Below are 19,656 nucleotides of genomic sequence, written 5' to 3'. Positions count from 1 at the left end.
TTCCAAGGCTGGCAATCAGACCAGCCCAAATTTGATCAACCGTGAGCCCGAGGACTACCCCCAACCCACTTTTGGAGTACTGCCATGAGCGCCAACGTCGACCAGAACAACCGCCCCGATTACGACCAGGTCTTGCAGGACATCGCCGACTACGTCCTCAACTACCGGATCGATTCCCAGGCTGCGCTGGACACCGCCCGTAACTGCCTGATGGACACCTTGGGTTGTGGCCTGCTGGCCCTGCGCTTTCCCGAGTGCACCAAGCACCTGGGGCCTATCGTCGAGGGCACGGTGGTGCCGTTTGGCGCGCGTGTACCGGGCACCTCGTTCCGACTGGACCCGGTAAAAGCCGCGTGGGACATCGGCTGCATCGTGCGTTGGCTCGACTACAACGACACCTGGCTCGCCGCCGAATGGGGCCATCCTTCGGATAACCTCGGCGGCATCCTGGCCGTGGCCGATCACCTCTCGCAAAAACGCGTGGCCAATGGCGACGCGCCGCTGACCGTACGTGCGGTGTTGGAAGCAATGATCATGGCCCACGAGATTCAAGGCGTGATCGCCCTGGAAAACTCCTTCAACCGCGTCGGCCTCGACCACGTGCTGCTGGTGAAAGTCGCCTCCACGGCGGTCACCGCCAAGCTGATGGGCGCTAACCGCGAGCAACTGTTGGCAGCGTTGTCCCATGCGTTTGTCGATGGGCAAGCGTTGCGCACCTATCGTCACGCACCGAATGCCGGGTCACGTAAATCCTGGGCAGCGGGGGATGCGTCAAGTCGTGGCGTGCGCCTGGCGGATATTGCGTTGCGTGGCGAGATGGGCATTCCCGGCGTATTGAGCGCGCCGCAATGGGGCTTTTACGACGTGTTGTTCAGTCACACCAACAAGGACCTGGCGCTCAAACCCGAGGACAAGCGCGTGTTCAGCCTGTCCCAGCCCTACGGCACTTACGTGATGGAAAACGTGTTGTTCAAGATCAGCTTCCCCGCCGAGTTCCACGCGCAAACCGCCTGCGAAGCGGCGGTGACCTTGCACCCGTTGGTGAAAGATCGCCTGCATGACATCGACCGCATCGTGATCACCACCCACGAGTCGGCGATCCGTATCATCTCCAAGGTCGGCCAACTGGCCAACGCCGCTGACCGCGACCATTGCCTGCAATACATGACCGCCGTCCCGCTGGCGTTCGGCAACCTGGTGGCGGAGCAGTACGAAGATGAGTTCCACGCAGCCCATCCGATCATCGACGAACTGCGCGACAAGATGGTCATCGTCGAAGACCCGCGCTACAGCCGCGAATACCTGGAAGCGGACAAACGCTCCATCGCCAACGCGGTGCAGGTGTTCTTCAAGGACGGTTCCAGTACTGAACAAGTGGCGGTGGAATACCCGATTGGCCATCGCCGCCGCCGTGGGGATGGCATTCCGTTGCTGGAAGACAAGTTCAAGGCCAACCTGGCCACGCGGTTCACGGCGCAGCGCAGCGGGGAGATTTTTGCGTTGTGCAAGGATCAAGCGCGGCTTGAGGCCACGCCGGTCAACCGGTTCGTGGACCTGTTCGTGATCTAAATAACAACGCGGTCAATGTGGGAGCAGGCAAACCAGCTCCCACATTTTGTTCTGTGTTGTTCAAGGCTTACATACTGCCCTCGAAGTCCTCCAGGCTAAACGTCTCGGTATGGTCGTCATACGAGAAAATCTCCGCATACCGTCCCCACGCCACCACGGTTTCGAGGGTTTTCTCCACGAACGCTTCGGTCATCGAGTCTTCCAATTCCTGCTCGAAACGCACCCGTGGTGCCCGGTGCCCACTGCGCTCCAGCAACACCTGATGAATGCGCGCGGCCAACGGCACATGCTGGATCAAATGCTCGGCGAACAAGGTCTTGCGCTCTTGGGTGCCGTAGTCGGCAAACAGCTTGCCCGCATCGGTCAACGTGATGTCGGCACCCTTGAGTTCGGCGAAGCCCAAGTGCTCGAGCATTTCTGCCACCGGAAACAGATCGTCCACTTCCAGCAGGCCCCGTTCGGCGACATTGGGCAAACCGGCGTGACCGTTGTAGGGCTCGGCGGCCAGGGTTTCGATCAAGCCGGCCATCAGGTTGGTGGAGACTTCCGGCAGCAGGCTGCCCATTTTCAGCTCGGGTTTGCCGGCGCTGGCATCGGCGCTGCGCCGGTCGGTCATCAGCGCGTAGATGTCATCGACCATCTGCCGGAATGTTGGGTCCAGGCGATTGCGCGGGTGAGCAAACGGTACCTTGATCTCGGCGACCACGCGGCCAGGGTTGGACGACAGCACCAGGATGCGGTCGCACATCAGCACGGCTTCCTCGATGTTGTGGGTCACGATCAGGATCGACTTGATCGGCAACTGTTTGCCGCTCCACAGGTCCAGCAGGTCGGTGCGCAGGGTTTCGGCGGTGAGCACGTCGAGGGCAGAGAAAGGTTCGTCCATTAGCAGCAGCGTCGGGTTGACCACCAGGCCACGGGCGAAACCGACGCGTTGGCGCATGCCACCGGACAGCTCGCGCGGGTAGGCGTTTTCAAAACCGTCCAGGCCGATCAGGTCGATAGCGGCCAGGGCGCGCCGGCGGGTTTCCTTGCGCTCGACCTGCAAGGCTTGCAGGCCTGCTTCGACGTTTTCCAGCACAGTCAGCCAGGGGAACAACGCAAAGGTCTGGAACACCATGGCCACGCCTTCGGCCGGACCGGTCAGCGGTTTGCCGTTGTAGTGCACGTCGCCCGACGAGGGCTGGATCAGCCCGGCGATGATACGCAGCAAGGTGGACTTGCCGGAGCCAGAGCGCCCGAGCATGCCAACGATCTCGCCTTCATGCAGGCTCAAGTCGACGCCGCTGAGTACCTGCAGCTCGTCTTTGCCTTTGCCAAACACCCGGTTGACGTTCTTCAACGCGTAGATTTCCGGGGTGTCTGCAGTGTGTTCGATAGAAGTACTCATCACGGTGAATCCCATCAATTCAGACGCAGTTTGTTTTCAGCCATGGCGTACATCGGCCGCCAGACCGCACGGTTGAAGGCCACCACAAAGATCGACATCACCACCACGCCCAGGGCGATTTTGGGGAAGTCGCCGGCGGCGGTGGTTTGTGCGATGTAGGCGCCCAGGCCATGGGCGACCACGGTGTCCTGGCCCCACGACACGTACTCGGAGACGATGCTGGCGTTCCACGCACCGCCCGAGGCGGTGATCGCGCCGGTGACGTAGTACGGGAAGATCCCCGGCAGCATTACCTTGCGCCACCACAGCCAGCCGCGAATGCGGAAGTTGGCGGCGGCTTCCTTGAAGTCGTTGGGGAAGGCGCTGGCACCGGCGACGACGTTGAACAGGATGTACCACTGGGTGCCCAGCACGATCAGTGGGCTCAGCCAGATATCCGGGTTGAGTTTGTAGTGCAGGATCACGATGACGAACACCGGGAACAGCAGGTTGGCCGGGAACGCCGCGAGGAACTGCGCCAATGGCTGGATCTTTTCCGCCAGTTTTGGGCGCAGGCCGATCATCACGCCCAGTGGCACCCAGATCAGCGACGCGATCAGGATCAGCCCCGCGACCCGCAACAAGGTGATCAGGCCCAACACCAGCACGTGGCCAACTTCGGCCAGGCCCACTTCAGTGCCGACGTACAGCACGATGTGGTAAAGCGCATAGGCGGCCATCAAGGCAATCAGGCTGCCCCATGCCCAGTCGATCACCTTCGAGGCTGCTGGCGTTTCTGCCGGCAATGCCTTGAGCGCACCGCCTGCCAGGCTGAAGCGCTTGTTGCCAATCCGGCTGATGGTGCGGGTGATGGGGCGCAAGATGCGCTGGACCATGCGCGTGCGCTGGATCAGGTTCAGCACCCAGGATTGTGGCGCAGCGCCTTGGGAGGCGGTGGTTTCCATGCGGAATTTGTCGGCCCAGGCCACCAGCGGGCGGAACAGGAACTGGTCGTAGATCAGGATCACCGCGATCATCGCCAGGATCACGTAACCCACGGCGTGCAGGTCCTTCTGGGCGATGGCCAGGGCCAGGTACGAACCCACGCCGGGCAGGGTGATGGTCTTGTCGCCGACGGTAATGGCTTCGGATGCGACCACGAAGAACCAGCCGCCGGACATGCTCATCATCATGTTCCACACCAGCCCGGGCATGGCGAAGGGCACGTCGAGTTTCCAGAACTTCTGCCAGCCCGACAGCCGCAGGTTGGTGGACACTTCCACCAGGTCGTGGGGCAGCATGCGCAGCGACTGGTAGAAGCTGAACGTCATGTTCCAGGCCTGGCTGGTGAAGATCGCAAAGATCGCCGCGAACTCGGCACCGAGCACGCGCCCGGGGAACAGCAGCAGGAAAAACGTCACCGTAAAGGAGATGTAACCGAGCACCGGCACCGATTGCAGGATGTCGAGCACCGGCACCAGCAGTTTCTCGGCGCGCCGGCTTTTGGCCGCCAAGGTGCCGTACAACAGGGTGAAAACCAGCGCCGCAACCATCGCTGCGAGCATGCGCAGGGTGGTGCGCATCGCGTACTCCGGCAGGTTGGCCGGGTCGAGGGAAATGATTTCGCTCTGCAGGGTGTCGATGGGGGCCCAGGTTTCACGGGCGGTGATCGAGAAAAACAGTAGAAAACCGATTACCAGCGGCAGGGCAACCAAATCCCAGCGGTTGGGCAGCAAGCGCAATGTGGACGCCGGGATGTAGTGGCGGAACACTTTGTTCATAGGCAGTCATTCCTGCAGCGTTCAGGTTCTAAGAGAGGCGATGGGGGTGAGCTTAGCTTCTGTTCGAAAGCCCCACCGAGAATGGGCGGACGCTCTTTCTCCATGAGTCAGATGGCGGCACATCAGGGGGATGGCTGCAGGCGGGATTGTACGTTTCTGAATGTTACAAGCACATAAATTTGCTGTCAGTTTGCTGTACGAAACGCAGCCAGGGCGCGGTCGCCCCAGCTGTTGCCCGGCGGTCATTCAAACCGCAGGATTACCCGGCGGTTGTGCTTGCTCTTCTTCTCGATTTTCTCGCAGAACACCCGGCCGATTTCTTCGGTGTTGGTGACGTGGGTACCGCCGCACGGTTGGATATCGATACCGCTGATCTCGATGACCCGGACCGAGCCTTGGACCACCGGAGGCGCGACCGCCTGGGTGCGCGTTATCTGCAGCAGGGTGGAATACTCGGAGGCGGGCATCGACAGGGTCTTGACCGCATGGGCCTGCTCGATCAACGCATTCAGGTCACGGGTGAGGCTATCTTTGTCGAGGGTCATTTCCGGCAAGTCGAAATCCAGGCGGCCTTTGTCGGCACTGATGTTGCAACCGGTGACCGGAGCGTCGATGAGCGAGCACAGCAGGTGCAAGCAGGTATGCATCTTCATGTGCTGGTAGCGCCGCTCCCAATCGATACCTGCATCTACCTGCGCGCCGGCAGCCAACTGCGCCGGCCACTGTTCCACCTGGTGCCAGATGATCGAGCGCAGTACCGGGTCGCGTATCGTGCCAGTCACTTGAACCCGCGTGCCGTCGGCCAGCGTGAGGTGGCCGGTGTCACCCGGCTGCCCGCCGCCAGTGGGGTAGAACAAGGTGTGTTCCAGCGCGACGCCGTGTTCGCTGACGGCGATCACCCGGGCGCTGAAGGCGTTCTGGTAGGGCGCGCTATCGAACAGCGCTAGGGTTTCCATGGTGTGCACAGACATGTTCAACCTCCGACAGTCAATGGGCTGGCTTGCAACAGGGAACGCACCATTGCACTCAAGCCAGGGGGGGATAGCAGGGTGATTTCAAATTCCGGGCCGCACACTTTCAGGTTCAGCGGCAGGCGCGGCAGCTGGTTGCCCGACTCCACGCGATGCAGGCGAAATTGCAGGTGGTGGCGCTCCTTCACCGTGGGTTCCAGCATCAGCCCTTGCAAGGGGTGGAAATCAGCGTCCAGCACCGTGACCTTATGACTGGCGTTGATCTCACCGACCACGTGCAAACGCTCGTCGAGGGCGAAAGCGCCGAGGTAGCTGCTGTGCTCTGATTCATCGTTTTTCTGCAACTGGACCTGGTTTACCACTTTGACCTTGGTGCCGGCCGGCACGTCTTGAGTGATCACGCAGGAAGGGCTGATAAACACGTTGTCGCCGATCAGCACGTAACCCAGCACGCGTGCGCCGGAGCCGACCTCGACGTTGTTGCCCAGGCGCGGGTGGCGCTTGCCGTCGGGGTTGTTGGCGATGCCTCGGGCGCCGAGCGTCACGCCGCAGAGGATGTAGCAGTCGTTGCCGATCTCGCAGGTTTCACCGATCACCGTGCCGTAGCCGTGGTCGAGCACAAAGCGCCGACCAATGCGGGCTGCTGGGTGGATCTCGGCGCCGGAGAGGATCTTGCCCTGGTTGCTCAGCTTGAGCGCCATGCGCGAAAACATCCCGTTGGTCTGGTCGGGGAAGTTCCACACCAAGTGCGCCAAGCGGTAATACAGCACCGCCTTGAACGAGGCATAGGACTCCAGGATCAGCTCCCCCCGTCCACGGGATGCCGGGTCGCGGTAGGCGTAGGCGATCAGGTCTTCGGCCACCGCCTGCGCGGCGTTCTGGATCAGCGGCGCGAGGTGCGGTTCCAACTGCTTCATCTGCGCAGGCGTGAGGGTGGTGATGAGGTGCGTGAGCAACTCATCGTGCAGCTGTTGCATGTCGATAAAACCGCTCATGGAGGCACCCCCGCATTCTGGTTTGTTGGAATACCGCTTATTCGAAACTGGGCAGGTAGCTGTCGGCATTGTCGTAGACCATGGTCAACACCACCGTTTCGGGCGGCAATTCGGGGGCGAGCTTGGCGATGGCCACCATGTTGGCGGCGGAGGACAGACCCAGGCTGATGGCGTCGGTGCGCATGATGCGTTTCATCATGTCGATGCATTCCTGGCGCGAGACCTTGAGCATGCCGTCGATCACGTCCAGGTTGAGGATGCTCGGAATCAGGCCGATCGACAGGCCCTGGATATGGTGCGGTGCGTGCTGGTTTTTCAGCAGGTCGCATTCCTCCGGTTCCACACCCATGACGCGCACGGCTGGCCAGGTCGCTTTCAAGGTTTCACCGATGCCGGTGATATGCCCGCCGGTGCCAATGCCGCTGACGAAATAGTCCACGCGACGCTCGCCAAAGGCGCGGATGATTTCCCGTGCGGTGGTGTCGCGGTGGGTCTGCGGGTTGGCGCCATTGCGCTGCTGGTTGAGCATCACGAAGCTAGGGTTTTGCAGCTGCAGTTCCATGCATTTTTCGCCATGGGAGTTGTTGCCCAGGCGGCTGTCCGACAGCACCACCTTGGCCCCGTACAGGCGCAGCAATTTTTGTTTTTCAGGGCTGTAGTTGTCGGGGATCACCAGCACCACCTTGTAGCCCAGCACATTGCCGGCCATTACCAGGCCGATGCCGGTGTTGCCGCCGCTGGGTTCGATGATGGTTTGCCCGGAATCGCGGATCAGCACGCCCCGGCGCTCGGCGTCGAGGATCATGCCCAAGGCGATGCGCGCCTTGTGGCTGCCGCCGGGGTTGAGGGATTCCAGCTTGGCGTAGACCTCGATGCCGAGGTCTTCGGAAAACTGCGCCAGGCGCACGATCGGCGTGTGGCCGATGGCGTCGAGAATAGAGTTATGCAGCATCAGGTAGGAGCCCATGGCCGGAGGTCAGTACAAAGGCATGTCGGGTTCGACGTCGCGAACCCAATGTTTCATGCCACCTTGCAGGACTTTGGTGTTGGCAAAACCTGCCGCCAGCAGCGTGCTGGCAGCCTGCTCGGCGCGGGTGCCGGCATAGCAGATCAGGTAATGGGTGTTGTCCCGGCTGAGGCTGTCGAGTTGCCCATCCAGTTCGGCCAGCGGGATGTGCACCACGCCCGGCAACTTGCACACTTCCAGTTCGCTGGCATCGCGCACGTCCAGCAGCACGTCGGCGCTGCGCGGGTGTTCGAGCAGTTGCTTGAGCACGCGGGGCTTGATGTAGCGCTCTTCGGCCAGTGACGGCTGGCTCGGCACGGCATCGGCGCACACCGCCGGCGCCTGGGTTTCGCTGTGGCGCAGTTCCGAGCAGCACGGGCAGTCGGCACGGCGCTTGAAGCGGATCTCGCTGAATTTCATCGCCAGCGCATCGAAGCGCATCAGGCGGCCGGACAGCGGCTCACCAATGCCGATCAGCAGCTTGATTGCCTCGGTGGCCTGGATCATTCCGACCACGCCGGGCAGCACGCCGATCACGCCGCCGGCGCTGCAATTGGGCGCCAGCTCAGCGGGCGGCGCCTTGGGGAACAGGCAGCGGTAGCACGGCCCGCCTTTATAGTTGAGGACGCTGATCTGCCCGTCGAAACGGTAGATGGCGCCGTACACCAAGGGTTTGCCCAGCTGCACGCAGGCGTCGTTGACCAGGTAGCGGGTGTCGAAGTTGTCGGTGCCGTCGATCACCAGGTCGTAGGCGCCCACCAGTTCCAGGGCGTTGTCGGCGTTCAAGGCAGTGTCGTGCGCGTTGATCTGGATATGCCGGTTGAGGTCTTGCAGGCGTTGCTTGGCGGACTCGACCTTGGGCATGCCAAGGGTGCTGTTGCCGTGCACGATCTGGCGCTGCAGGTTGCTGCTTTCCACCACGTCAAAGTCCACCAGGCCCAGGGTGCCGATGCCGGCCGCCGCCAGGTACAGGCTGATGGGCGAACCCAGGCCGCCAGTACCGATGATCAGCACCTTGGCTTTCTTGAGGTTCAGTTGGCCTTCACGACCGACACCGGGCAGGGTGATGTGGCGCACGTAGCGCTGTACTTCTTCGTTGCTCAAGGTATCGACGTCGATGCCGCCCGAGGTGGCGAGCAGTACTTCGATCTTGGCTTTTTCGGGCAGCAGGTCGTCCGCGTCGATCAGCGCTTCCTCGGCGGTAAACAGGAAGTGCTCCTTGAGTTGGTTGTTTTTCTCGTGGAACAGGTGCGGGCGCAACTGTGGGTGGCTGCTGCAGAGGTTTTCAATGACTTCGCGCAATGTCGATCCGGTACCCTCAAGGGTCGATTCCGGCAGCTTGGCCACGCGAACCAGAATGTCGGGGAAAGAGACAGCGTTCATGGACAACTCCGTGTGCAGGTCGTTGAAAGGGTTGAGGGCGAAATGCTTGCCGTCCCAGGCAAACAGCTTGGAACCCAGGGCCTGGCCCTGGCGAACGTCTACCACCAGGTAACTGACGGGGTAGATCGGTTCGCCCATGAACAGCGCCTTGTCCTGGTCTTCGTCGCTGAAATAGGCACCGACATCCGGGTGGGAGTGGTAGATCACCACCACCGGGTTGTCGCTGCGAAACGCTTTGTTCATCAGCAGGGTGTCGGCCACCGCAAACGTGTAGCCGTTGGCCGCGTTGCGTGGGTACATCTCGGGGTTCTTGCGGTGCAGCTCATTCTGGATATTGCTGCCCAGGTACACGCTGCCGTCGGCGAAGACGAAGCCGCAGCATTCTTCGGGATAGCTGCGGCTGGCGTGGGCGTAGATCTGTTCCAGGGCTTTTGGGCGGAGGACGTCCATGTTTCTCTCGCGTAGTGGTTGAAGGGTCAATTTTTCTTGGCCAGCAGTTTTTCAACCGGCAACTTGGTGATCGCAAAACCGGCCAGCAGGATGGCCGAATACAGCATCAGGTCGCGGGAAATCGCTACGCCTTCGTACCAGGCGCCGATGATCACCGCGAACACCGGAAAGATGATGAACACGAACGAAAGGATGATCGGGCTCAAACGCTTGAGCAGCATGAAGTACACGATGAACCCGCCGACCGAAGCCACCAGCCCCAGATAGAACAGTGCCCCCCAGGAGCGCAGGGTGATGGCTTCAAAGGTCGGTGTTTCAAACCACAAACCTGCGACAAACAGCATCAGCCCAGCGATGCCGATGGGCAGGGTGTTGTAGGTGATCACACTGATGGCGCTGCCTTTTTGCTTGGTAATCACGTAGCACAAGGCATGCATGATCGCGGCGGTGAGAATCGCCAGCACGCCGAAGAACTCGGCGTGGTCCAGGTGCAGGCCCTGGCTCTTGATGATCATGTACAGGCTGCCAAAGCCGATACCGATACCGACCACCTGGGAAAAGTAGATCCGTTCGCGCAGGAACAGCGCGGAGAAAATCAGGATGAAGACCGGCATGCAACTGAACAGCAGGGCAGTGAGGCCGGATGAGACATGCATCTCGCCGTAATTGAGCAGGTAATAGGGAACGCTGAAGTAGGAAAGGGTCACGAACACAAAGAACCAGCGGCTTTCACGAGGGAACAGGATGGGCTCGCGGCGCACCAAGGCAAAACACAGGAACAGTGGGAAGGCGATCAGGAAGCGCAGGCCGGCGGATGTCAGCGGCGGAACGCTCTCCACGGCAATCTTGATGCCCAGCCAAGTGGTGCCCCAACTCAGGCACACGATCAGGAACATCACGCTGGTGACCAGGCCGGCCAACCACTGTTTTTGGTTTTTGGCCTTGGCGGTATTTTCGAGAACGGCGGACATTGGCATCGTTTATTGCTTCCCTGAGCCGAAATTGAACTCTATATTGAGCTTGTAATGAGTTGTAAAATTCGGCGATTGAACCCGTAAAAGCACACTATTAGGGCGAAAGATGGCTGTCAAAACAAATATTGACATGGTGTCAATTATGCGTGAGGGGTTGTCCAACGGGCAGGGCGTGAAGTACAAGCGCCTGTCCGATGTCATGGAACGGGGCATCCTTGAAGGCTTGATTGAACCGGGAAGAAAACTGCCACCCCATCGGGTGCTTTCCGACAATCTTGGCGTCACGATCGGCACCATCAGCCGGGCCTACGGCGAGTTGGAACGCCTGGGGTTGGTAGTGGCGCGTGTGGGCGACGGCACGTTCGTACGCAAGCGTGGGATGGAGCGCCAGCGCGATGAAGGTTTTCGCAACTTCAGCGAAGAGCCGCGCCAGTACTTCGACATGAGCCGCAACATGCATATCCCCGGGCAGGAAACGACGTTTCTCGCCCAGAGTTTCCAAACCCTGTCGACCAATGCCAAGTTCCTCCAGGACATCAGCGCCTACACGCCGGACGCGGGCCTGCCGCGCTACCGCGAGGCGGGCGCGCAGTGGCTGGTGCAGCGCGATTTCCATCCGATTCCCGAACAGGTCATCTGCGTCAATGGCGGCCAGCACGGCTTGCTCTGCGCGATGATGGCGTTGCTGCGGGCCGGCGACACGGTGGTCACCGAGCAACTGACCTATCCCGGCCTCATCACTGCCGCGCGCATGCTCGGCATACGGCTGATCGGCCTGGAGATGGATGAAGAAGGCGTGCTGCCGAGTGCGCTGGATGAAGTCTGTCGCAATCACCGGGTTTCAGCGTTGTACTGCACGCCGACTATTCAAAACCCGACCACGGCGGTGTTATCCGTCGCGCGTCGGGAAGCGCTGGTCAGGGTGTGCCGTGAACACAACCTGCTGATCCTTGAAGACGAGGCCCACGGTGTATTGGTAGAAGACCGGCCGCCACCGCTCAGTTATTTCGCGCCCGAGCGTACGATTTTGATCAGCAGCTTGAGCAAGGCGGTGTCAGCCGGGTTGCGCGTGGGTTACGTACATGCGCCGCCAGCGTTGGTCAGCCGCATTTCGGCGGCGCTGCGCTCGACGTGCTGGATGGCCACCCCGGTGACCTTGGAACTGGCCACCCAATGGATCGAAAACGGCACGGCGGAGTACCTGCTGCGCCAACAGATCAACGAGATCAGCCGGCGCAAGGCGCTGGTGCGCGACCTGTTGGCCGGCCTGGAATACCGCACCCATCTCAATAGCCCGCACTTCTGGATTGAAGTACCGGAGCCATGGCGCGCGTCGGAAATTGAAGCGGAACTCAAGCAAAACAATTACCTGATCGCCACTGCCGAGGCGTTTGCCGTGGGGCAGACGGCGGTGCCGCAGTTTATTCGGGCGAGCATCTGCAATACGTCGGGAGATGATCAGTTGTTGCTGGCGGGGTTTGATGCGTTGGCTACTGCGCTGGGGCAGGGTGGGGGCAGGTTTCATCTGTAGGCGGGGATATACACTGAACCAAATGTGGGAGCGGGGTTGCTCGCGAATGCGGTGTATCAGCCAACGAATCTATTGACTGGCACACCGCATTCGCGAGCAACCCCGCTCCCACATTGGACTGCGGCGCTGTCGGGCAACCAGCCTTACTTGAACCTACGCTCAACCCCTTTCTCCACCAAAATCTTCGCCGAAATCTCTTCCACCGAAAAATGCGTGGAATTGATGTGCGCAATATTCTCGCGACGGAACAGATTTTCCACTTCACGCACTTCGAACTCGCACTGGGCATAGCTGGAGTAACGGCTATTAGGCTTGCGCTCATTGCGGATCGCCGTCAGCCGGTCCGGGTCGATGGTGAGGCCGAATAGCTTGTGGGAATGGGCGCGCAGGGCGGCGGGCAGTGTCAGGTGCTCCATGTCGTCTTCGGTCAGCGGGTAGTTCGCCGCGCGGATGCCGAATTGCATGGCCATGTACAGACAAGTCGGCGTCTTGCCGCAGCGGGACACACCCACCAGGATCAGATCGGCCTTGTCGTAGTAGTGGGTGCGGGCGCCGTCGTCGTTGTCGAGGGCGAAGTTCACCGCTTCGATTCGCTCCATATAATTGGAGTTGTGGCCAATGGAATGAGACTTTCCTACGGAGTATGAGGAGTGTTCACTCAGCTCTTGCTCCAGTGGCGCAAGGAACGTGGAGAAGATGTCGATCATGAAACCATTGGAGGTTGCGAGGATCTCACGGATGTCTTGATTGACGATGGTGTCGAAAATGATCGGCCGAAAACCGTCTTTTTCAGCCGCCAGATTGATTTGTTGTACCATGGCCCGCGCTTTATCCACGCTGTCGATATAGGGCCGCGTGAATTTGGCGAAGGTAATGTTTTCGAACTGCGCGAGCAGGCTTTGACCCAATGTTTCGGCTGTGATGCCGGTGCCGTCGGAGATAAAGAAAGCAGATCGTTTCATTTGAGCCCTGGGCCTTAAGCTGATGACGAATCTTGGATATGATAGGCGCGATTTTGCCGTCCCGCAGTGGGCCGCATTCTCACTTATTTTCCAGGTCCAGGCCACAAACGCCGGTAAGCGCTCCTACTGAGCAACCGGCGTCCTGAGCTTTTCCAACACAGTTAGTGGAGAGATCACCTTGGTAGAGTACGTAGTTTCCCTCGATAAGCTCGGCGTCCATGATGTAGAGCACGTAGGGGGCAAGAACGCATCCCTCGGCGAGATGATCAGTAATCTTGCAGGCGCTGGTGTCTCGGTGCCGGGTGGTTTCGCCACCACGGCCCAGGCTTACCGCGATTTCCTCGAACTGAGCGGCCTCAACGCTCAGATCCACGCCGCGCTGGATGCCCTGGACGTCGACGACGTCAACGCCCTGACCAAGACCGGCGCCCAGATCCGCCAGTGGATCATGGAAGCCGAGTTCCCCGAGAAGCTCAACGAAGAAATTCGTACCGCCTTTGCTGAATTGTCTGCCGGCAACCCGGATGTGGCCGTTGCCGTGCGCTCCTCGGCTACCGCCGAAGACTTGCCGGACGCCTCCTTCGCCGGTCAACAAGAGACCTTCCTGAACATTCGCGGCGTGGAAAACGTGATCCGCGCGGCCAAGGAAGTGTTCGCCTCGCTGTTCAACGACCGCGCCATTTCCTACCGCGTACACCAAGGTTTCGACCACAAGCTGGTAGCCCTGTCTGCCGGCGTGCAGCGCATGGTGCGTTCGGAAACCGGCACTGCCGGTGTGATGTTCACCCTGGACACTGAATCCGGCTTCCGTGATGTGGTGTTTATCACCGGTGCCTACGGCCTGGGCGAAACCGTCGTACAAGGCGCGGTAAACCCGGACGAATTCTACGTACACAAGGGCACCCTCGAAGCGGGTCGCCCGGCCATCCTGCGCCGTAACCTGGGCAGCAAGGCCATCAAGATGATCTACGGCGACGAAGCCAAGGCTGGTCGCTCGGTTAAAACCGTTGAAGTCGACAAGGCCGAGCGCGCGCGTTTCTGCCTGACCGACGCTGAAGTCAGCGAACTGGCCAAGCAAGCGATGATCATCGAAAAGCACTACAAGTGCCCGATGGACATCGAGTGGGCCAAGGACGGTGACGACGGCAAGCTGTACATCGTGCAGGCCCGTCCGGAAACCGTGAAGAGCCGTACTTCGGCCAACGTCATGGAACGCTACCTGCTCAAAGAAACCGGCACTGTGCTGGTGGAAGGCCGTGCCATTGGCCAGCGCATCGGCGCCGGCAAGGTGCGGATCATCAAGGACGTGTCCGAAATGGACAAAGTCCAGCCAGGTGACGTACTGGTTTCCGACATGACCGACCCGGACTGGGAACCGGTGATGAAGCGTGCCAGCGCCATTGTTACCAACCGTGGCGGGCGTACTTGCCACGCGGCGATCATCGCCCGTGAGCTGGGTATCCCTGCGGTCGTGGGCTGCGGCAACGCGACTCAACTGCTCAAAGATGGCCAGGGCGTGACCGTTTCCTGTGCCGAGGGTGATACCGGCTTTATCTTCGAAGGCGAGCTGGGCTTCGATATCAAGCAAAACTCCATCGACGCCATGCCCGACCTGCCGTTCAAGATCATGATGAACGTCGGCAACCCGGACCGTGCCTTTGACTTCGCGCAGTTGCCGAACGCCGGTGTGGGCCTGGCCCGCCTGGAGTTCATCATCAACCGCATGATCGGCGTGCACCCCAAGGCCCTGTTGAACTACGACGGCCTGCCGCTGGACATCAAGGAAAGCGTCGACAAGCGCATTGCCGGCTACAACGACCCGGTGGGCTTCTACGTCGAGAAGCTGGTGGAAGGCATCAGCACCCTGGCGGCGGCGTTCTACCCGAAAAAGGTCATCGTGCGTCTATCGGACTTCAAGTCCAACGAATACGCCAACCTGATCGGCGGCAAGCTGTACGAGCCGGAAGAAGAAAACCCGATGCTGGGCTTCCGTGGCGCCTCGCGTTACATCAGCGAAGCGTTCCGTGACTGCTTCGAACTCGAATGCCGTGCCCTCAAGCGCGTGCGCAACGATATGGGCCTGGATAACGTCGAGATCATGGTGCCGTTCGTGCGTACCTTGGGCGAAGCGAGCCAAGTCATCGATCTGCTGGCTGAAAACGGCCTGTCTCGTGGCGAAAATGGCCTGCGCGTAATCATGATGTGCGAGCTGCCGTCCAACGCCATCCTGGCCGAGGAGTTCCTGGAATTCTTCGACGGTTTCTCCATCGGTTCCAACGACCTGACCCAGCTCACCCTGGGCCTGGACCGTGACTCCGGGATCATCGCGCACCTGTTCGACGAGCGTAACCCTGCGGTCAAGAAGCTGCTGGCCAACGCTATCCAGGCCTGTAATAAAGCCGGCAAGTACATCGGTATCTGCGGCCAAGGTCCTTCCGATCACCCTGACCTGGCCAAATGGCTGATGGAACAGGGCATCGAAAGCGTCTCGCTGAACCCGGACTCCGTGCTGGAAACCTGGTTCTTCCTGGCGGAAGGCCAAGCGTCCGCCTAAGGTCGCTACGTCAAAAGTGCCGGTCACTCGTCGAGGGTGGCCGGCATTCTTATCTGTACAGGGCGGAATCCTTGCGGACTCGCCCTTTTTTGTGCAAGAGCATTATGCAAAGCAGCAGCAACCTGTTTCCCGTCGCCCTGATCAGCGCTGAACGTCGTGGCGACCTGAGTGAAGATGTGTACCGCCTCAAGCCCGGTAACAGTCCCGACGGCACCGTTGAGCTGGCGGTTACCCGTTTGGGCCTGGCGGATGTCCCGCAAAACCGGGGCATCCCGGTTATTTTGTTGCATGGCAGTTTTTCCAATCGGCGTTTCTGGTACTCACCCAAGGGCATCGGTCTCGGTGCTTATCTGGCGCGCCAAGGGTTCGATGTGTGGATCCCGGAAATGCGCGGTCATGGCCTGTCCAAGCGTAACCAGAACTACGCGCGCAACCGCGTCGCTGACTATGCACGCTACGATTTGCCGGCGATTGGTGCGTTTGTGCGCGAACAAAGTGGGCAGATTCCTCACTGGATCGGTCACTCCCTGGGTGGCACCAGCTTGGCTGCGGCCCTTGGCGGGCAACACCTGGGCGCGCCAGCAGTGGCGTCGGTGGCGCTGTTTGGCTGTCAGGTCAGCCGCACTCACTGGCCGCTGAAACTGCCGCCGGTTGAGTGGACGGGGCGCTTGCTGTTGAAACGCTTCGGCGAGGTTTCCGGCTCGCGCCTCAAGCGTGGCCCAGAGGACGAACCGGCAGGCGTGATGATCGAAGCCATGCGCTGGAATGGTCTGTTTGGCCGGTTTGGCGAAGGCAAGAATGATTGGTGGAAGGGCTTGGCTGAAGTCGATGTGCCGTTGCTGGCGGTAAGCGCCGCGGGGGATCGTCAAGACCCGGACTGGGCGTGCCGCAAGTTGTTCGAACAAGTGGGGTCGGAACATCGCCAGTACTTATGCCTGGGGCGTCAGCAAGGTTTTACCGGGGATTTCGGGCACGTAGAGATGCTGGTCAGCAAGCCTGCACAGGCCGAAGTGTGGCCGTTGGTGGAACGCTGGTTGAGAGATCCGCTTGCACCGTTGTTCGAAGCGCCGGCATTGGCGGTGGATTGATGAAGCGCTCTGCCAAGGGCGTTTCGCTTGTAGCAGGTTGCGGCTAAGATATGACGCGCTGATCGCTTCTGGTCATATTCAGTCGCGCAGTGACTATTGCGTTGCGGCGAAGTGAGTGGGATGTTCCCTACCTGCTTCGACCGGTACTTCCTTGAAAGACACTTCTTTGACAGAAAGGAATTTTTCGATGAACCATTACGTGACCCCCGACCTCTGCGACGCCTACCCGGAACTGGTACAGGTGGTCGAGCCGATGTTCAGTAACTTTGGTGGCCGAGACTCCTTTGGCGGTGAGATTGTCACCATCAAGTGCTTCGAGGATAACTCGCTGGTCAAGGAACAAGCCGACCAGCCGGGCGCCGGCAAGGTGCTGGTGGTCGACGGTGGTGGTTCGCTGCGCCGCGCGCTGCTTGGCGACATGATCGCCGAAAAAGCCGCGAAAAACGGCTGGGAAGGGTTGGTGATCTACGGGTGTATTCGTGACGTCGACGTCATCGCCCAGACCGATCTTGGGGTACAGGCCCTGGCCAGCCATCCCATGAAGACCGACAAGCGCGGCATCGGCGACCTCAACGTCGTAGTGACCTTCGCAGGCGTGACGTTCCGCCCGGGGGAATACATCTACGCCGACAACAACGGTGTGATCGTGTCACCCAGCCCGCTGAAAATGCCTGAATAAACCGCAATAACCGACAGGGGTGAGGATGTTCGAGGAAGAAAACGCGCAGTGGGGGCTGGTGCACGCCCTGGTGCTGGACGGTAAAGGCGGCGCGCGTTCGATTGCCCGGACTGAGCTCGACGATTTGCAACTGCAGCCCCAGGAAAGCCTGTGGCTGCATTGGGATCGCAGCCACCCGCAAACCCAGACCTGGCTGCGTAAATCCAGCGGTTTGAGCGAATTCGCGTGTGACCTGCTGCTGGAGGAGAACACGCGCCCACGGCTGTTGCCATTGCCGGACTCTGAGCTGCTGCTGTTTCTGCGCGGGGTCAACCTCAATCCGGGTGCCGAGCCGGAAGACATGGTCTCGGTGCGCATCTTTGCTGCAGCCAACCGTGTGATCTCCCTGCGTTTGCGCCCGCTGCGTGCCACCGATGAGCTGCTGGTGCAGTTGGCGGATGGCAAAGGCCCCAAAACTGCGTCAGAACTCATCCTTTATATGGCGCAGTACCTGACCAATAAAGTGCAGGATCTGGTCGGTGACCTGTCTGAAATCGTCGATGGCGAGGAAGAAAAACTCGACGCCGACGAACGGTATACCCCGGAGCATGGCAGTGTCCTGCAGATCCGTCGCAGGGCAGCCGGGCTCAAGCGATTCCTCGCGCCACAGCGGGATATTTTTGCCCAGCTCACACGGATCAAATTGCCGTGGTTTTGCGACGACGATGCCGATTACTGGAACGAATTGAACAACAGCCTGACCCGCTACCTGGAAGAGCTCGAATTGACCCGGGAGCGCGTGGGGCTTGTGCTTGAGACCGAAGACCGGCGTTTGAGCGTGCGCATGAATCGCACCATGTACCGCTTCGGGATCATCACCGGGATCTTTTTGCCGATGAGCTTTCTGACCGGCCTGCTGGGTATAAACGTGGGGGGGATTCCGTTCTCCGCCAGCCCCTATGGTTTCGTGATTGCCTGCCTGATGATGGTGGCTGTCGCGCTCGGACAATGGTGGCTATTTCGACGATTGCGCTGGGTTTGAGCTGAATATGACCTGAACGTAGGAAGGGTCCTATGTGACCCCAAGAATTTAACCCTCGTCTTTTAACTCACTTGCGAGAGGTCTATATGCACGATCCGTTCGAACAGTCTTTGCGTGACATGCTCAATGCTTCGCCGTCCAACCGGGATGACGATGCCTGCCTGGGCCGCGTGTTGAAAACCGCCAACCGCCAGGTAGGCGCGGGCGATCTGTTCGGTCTGCTCGGCCGCTGGCTGCCGGCGTTGATGATGGCCCTGAACAACGGTTCGGCCCACGTATCACCGGTTTCCCGTCGTAAACCTCTTGCTCGCACTGCTGATAAGGCTGATTGAATATGGAACTTGATCTCTGGACCCAGAGCCTGGTCACCGCGATGACCGCATTGTGGACCAAGGTGGCGAACTTCATTCCCAACCTGTTTGGTGCTCTGGTACTGGTGTTGCTGGGCTTTGTCGTGGCCAAGCTGCTCGACACCCTGCTGTCCAAATTGCTCGCGAAACTGGGCCTCGATCGCTTGATGGCAGGCACTGGCCTGACCAAGCTGCTGGGGCGCGCGGGGCTGCAAGTCCCGATCTCCACGCTGATCGGCAAGATCGTCTACTGGTTCGTTTTACTTATTTTTCTGGTTTCTGCGGCGCAATCCCTTGGCCTTGAGCGAGTTTCAGCTACGCTCGACATGCTGGCACTGTATTTGCCGAAGGTTTTCGGCGGCGCGCTGGTACTGCTGGTAGGTGTTTTGCTGGCGCAACTGGCCAATGGGCTGGTGCGCGGCGCCGCAGAAGGTGTGGGCCTGGACTATGCTGCGGGGCTGGGGCGAATTGCCCAGGGGCTGGTCATTATCATCAGTATTTCGGTCGCGATCAGCCAGTTGGAGGTCAAGACTGACCTGCTCAACCACGTGATTGTGATCGTTTTGATTACCGTTGGTCTGGCCGTTGCGCTGGCCATGGGGTTGGGAAGCCGGGAAATTGCCGGCCAGATTCTTGCGGGAATCTATGTGCGTGAGCTGTATCAGGTTGGGCAACAGGTGCGTGTGGGCGAGGTCGAAGGGCAGATCGAGGAGATCGGCACAGTCAAGACGACGGTGCTGACTGATGACGGTGACCTGGTGTCGTTGTCCAATCGGATTCTCCTGGAGCAGCAGGTCAGTAGCCGCTAATCCGGCAAAACCCTGCTAATGTACGCCGCCGCAAACCCGGCTGACCGGGCTGTAGCGGACATTGACCTGACTGTCGGCACGACTTGTTTTGAATAAAGCCCAAACGCTGTCCACGCGCTATGACCCCCGTGAGCTCTCTGATGAGGAGTTGGTCGCGCGCTCGC

General features: G+C 60.1%; 16 protein-coding genes and 1 pseudogene. 9 read left to right on the top strand and 8 right to left on the bottom strand.

From position 1 onward, the window contains the following. Nucleotides 1–84: 84 nt before the first annotated feature. Nucleotides 85–1,569: a 2-methylcitrate dehydratase gene (gene prpD, locus CFE47_RS22910; RefSeq protein ID WP_286840679.1), complete on the top strand. Its 1,485-nt coding sequence runs from the start codon at nt 85–87 to the stop codon at nt 1,567–1,569. 67 nt (nt 1,570–1,636) lie between these two features. On the opposite strand, the gene CFE47_RS22905 is transcribed toward prpD, so the two are convergent. The 7 genes from CFE47_RS22905 to CFE47_RS22875 all read right to left on the bottom strand — a co-directional run bounded on the left by CFE47_RS22905 (nt 1,637) and on the right by CFE47_RS22875 (nt 10,444). Next, complete coding sequence (locus CFE47_RS22905) at nt 1,637–2,959, bottom strand: ABC transporter ATP-binding protein (protein ID WP_286840678.1); 1,323 nt, start codon at nt 2,957–2,959, stop codon at nt 1,637–1,639. Nucleotides 2,960–2,973: 14 nt separating this feature from the next. Further along, nucleotides 2,974–4,719: an ABC transporter permease gene (locus CFE47_RS22900; protein WP_286840677.1), complete on the bottom strand. Its 1,746-nt coding sequence runs from the start codon at nt 4,717–4,719 to the stop codon at nt 2,974–2,976. Between the two features lie 242 nt (nt 4,720–4,961). After that, nucleotides 4,962–5,690 carry an alanyl-tRNA editing protein gene (locus CFE47_RS22895; protein ID WP_286840676.1) on the bottom strand — a complete coding sequence of 243 codons (729 nt, stop codon included), beginning with the start codon at nt 5,688–5,690 and terminating at the stop codon, nt 4,962–4,964. Between the two features lie 2 nt (nt 5,691–5,692). Beyond that, nucleotides 5,693–6,685, bottom strand: a complete 993-nt coding sequence (locus CFE47_RS22890) for a serine O-acetyltransferase (protein WP_286840675.1) — start codon at nt 6,683–6,685, stop codon at nt 5,693–5,695. A 37-nt stretch (nt 6,686–6,722) separates the two neighbouring features. Then, on the bottom strand, nt 6,723–7,637 hold the full coding sequence (locus CFE47_RS22885) for a PLP-dependent cysteine synthase family protein (protein ID WP_286840739.1): 915 nt from the start codon (nt 7,635–7,637) through the stop codon (nt 6,723–6,725). A gap of 24 nt (nt 7,638–7,661) precedes the next feature. Beyond that, a complete protein-coding gene (gene moeB, locus CFE47_RS22880) occupies nt 7,662–9,524 on the bottom strand; it encodes a molybdopterin-synthase adenylyltransferase MoeB (RefSeq protein ID WP_286840674.1) in 1,863 nt (620 codons plus the stop codon). Nucleotides 9,525–9,550: 26 nt separating this feature from the next. Then, on the bottom strand, nt 9,551–10,444 hold the full coding sequence (locus tag CFE47_RS22875; protein ID WP_286840738.1) for a DMT family transporter: 894 nt from the start codon (nt 10,442–10,444) through the stop codon (nt 9,551–9,553). A 160-nt stretch (nt 10,445–10,604) separates the two neighbouring features. Between CFE47_RS22875 and CFE47_RS22870 the strand changes: the two genes are divergently transcribed. Then, nucleotides 10,605–12,029, top strand: a complete 1,425-nt coding sequence (locus CFE47_RS22870; RefSeq protein ID WP_286840673.1) for an aminotransferase-like domain-containing protein — start codon at nt 10,605–10,607, stop codon at nt 12,027–12,029. 143 nt (nt 12,030–12,172) lie between these two features. Here CFE47_RS22870 and ppsR read toward each other — a convergent pair whose 3' ends face one another. After that, nucleotides 12,173–12,991: a posphoenolpyruvate synthetase regulatory kinase/phosphorylase PpsR gene (gene ppsR / locus CFE47_RS22865; RefSeq protein ID WP_003193298.1), complete on the bottom strand. Its 819-nt coding sequence runs from the start codon at nt 12,989–12,991 to the stop codon at nt 12,173–12,175. Nucleotides 12,992–13,169: 178 nt separating this feature from the next. Here ppsR and ppsA point away from each other — a divergent pair, with 178 nt between their 5' ends. The 7 genes and pseudogenes from ppsA to CFE47_RS22830 all read left to right on the top strand — a co-directional run. Further along, the gene (gene ppsA / locus CFE47_RS22860; RefSeq protein ID WP_286840672.1) at nt 13,170–15,545 is read left to right on the top strand and encodes a phosphoenolpyruvate synthase; all 2,376 of its coding nucleotides are present in this window, start codon (nt 13,170–13,172) and stop codon (nt 15,543–15,545) included. Between the two features lie 104 nt (nt 15,546–15,649). Further along, on the top strand, nt 15,650–16,633 hold the full coding sequence (locus CFE47_RS22855; protein WP_286840671.1) for an alpha/beta fold hydrolase: 984 nt from the start codon (nt 15,650–15,652) through the stop codon (nt 16,631–16,633). A gap of 187 nt (nt 16,634–16,820) precedes the next feature. Then, nucleotides 16,821–17,312: a ribonuclease E activity regulator RraA gene (rraA, locus tag CFE47_RS22850; protein ID WP_017527456.1), complete on the top strand. Its 492-nt coding sequence runs from the start codon at nt 16,821–16,823 to the stop codon at nt 17,310–17,312. A gap of 25 nt (nt 17,313–17,337) precedes the next feature. Then, a complete protein-coding gene (gene cmaX, locus CFE47_RS22845) occupies nt 17,338–18,333 on the top strand; it encodes a divalent cation transporter CmaX (RefSeq protein ID WP_286840670.1) in 996 nt (331 codons plus the stop codon). A gap of 86 nt (nt 18,334–18,419) precedes the next feature. Then, nucleotides 18,420–18,665: a hypothetical protein gene (locus CFE47_RS22840; RefSeq protein ID WP_005790375.1), complete on the top strand. Its 246-nt coding sequence runs from the start codon at nt 18,420–18,422 to the stop codon at nt 18,663–18,665. 2 nt (nt 18,666–18,667) lie between these two features. Continuing rightward, nucleotides 18,668–19,492 (top strand): mechanosensitive ion channel family protein, encoded by an 825-nt coding sequence (locus CFE47_RS22835; protein WP_003175519.1) that lies wholly within the window; start codon nt 18,668–18,670, stop codon nt 19,490–19,492. Nucleotides 19,493–19,580: 88 nt separating this feature from the next. Beyond that, nucleotides 19,581–19,656: pseudogene (locus CFE47_RS22830) on the top strand (RNA polymerase sigma factor SigX); the annotation flags it as partial.

The sequence above is a fragment of the Pseudomonas sp. PGPPP1 genome (genome assembly GCF_002255865.1).
Lineage (GTDB): Bacteria > Pseudomonadota > Gammaproteobacteria > Pseudomonadales > Pseudomonadaceae > Aquipseudomonas > Aquipseudomonas cremoris.
The sequence above is the reverse complement of the archived record's forward strand: the minus strand, read 5'-3'. Positions and strand labels throughout refer to the sequence as shown.

Bases quoted from the DNA above. Each gene is read 5' to 3' on its own strand.
- prpD (WP_286840679.1), top strand. From the start codon at position 85: ATGAGCGCCAACGTCGACCAGAACAACCGCCCCGATTACGACCAGGTC.
- CFE47_RS22905 (WP_286840678.1), bottom strand. From the start codon at position 2,959: ATGAGTACTTCTATCGAACACACTGCAGACACCCCGGAAATCTACGCG.
- CFE47_RS22900 (WP_286840677.1), bottom strand. From the start codon at position 4,719: ATGAACAAAGTGTTCCGCCACTACATCCCGGCGTCCACATTGCGCTTG.
- CFE47_RS22895 (WP_286840676.1), bottom strand. From the start codon at position 5,690: ATGTCTGTGCACACCATGGAAACCCTAGCGCTGTTCGATAGCGCGCCC.
- CFE47_RS22890 (WP_286840675.1), bottom strand. From the start codon at position 6,685: ATGAGCGGTTTTATCGACATGCAACAGCTGCACGATGAGTTGCTCACG.
- CFE47_RS22885 (WP_286840739.1), bottom strand. From the start codon at position 7,637: ATGCTGCATAACTCTATTCTCGACGCCATCGGCCACACGCCGATCGTG.
- moeB (WP_286840674.1), bottom strand. From the start codon at position 9,524: ATGGACGTCCTCCGCCCAAAAGCCCTGGAACAGATCTACGCCCACGCC.
- CFE47_RS22870 (WP_286840673.1), top strand. From the start codon at position 10,605: ATGGCTGTCAAAACAAATATTGACATGGTGTCAATTATGCGTGAGGGG.
- ppsR (WP_003193298.1), bottom strand. From the start codon at position 12,991: ATGAAACGATCTGCTTTCTTTATCTCCGACGGCACCGGCATCACAGCC.
- CFE47_RS22855 (WP_286840671.1), top strand. From the start codon at position 15,650: ATGCAAAGCAGCAGCAACCTGTTTCCCGTCGCCCTGATCAGCGCTGAA.
- rraA (WP_017527456.1), top strand. From the start codon at position 16,821: ATGAACCATTACGTGACCCCCGACCTCTGCGACGCCTACCCGGAACTG.
- cmaX (WP_286840670.1), top strand. From the start codon at position 17,338: ATGTTCGAGGAAGAAAACGCGCAGTGGGGGCTGGTGCACGCCCTGGTG.
- CFE47_RS22840 (WP_005790375.1), top strand. From the start codon at position 18,420: ATGCACGATCCGTTCGAACAGTCTTTGCGTGACATGCTCAATGCTTCG.
- CFE47_RS22835 (WP_003175519.1), top strand. From the start codon at position 18,668: ATGGAACTTGATCTCTGGACCCAGAGCCTGGTCACCGCGATGACCGCA.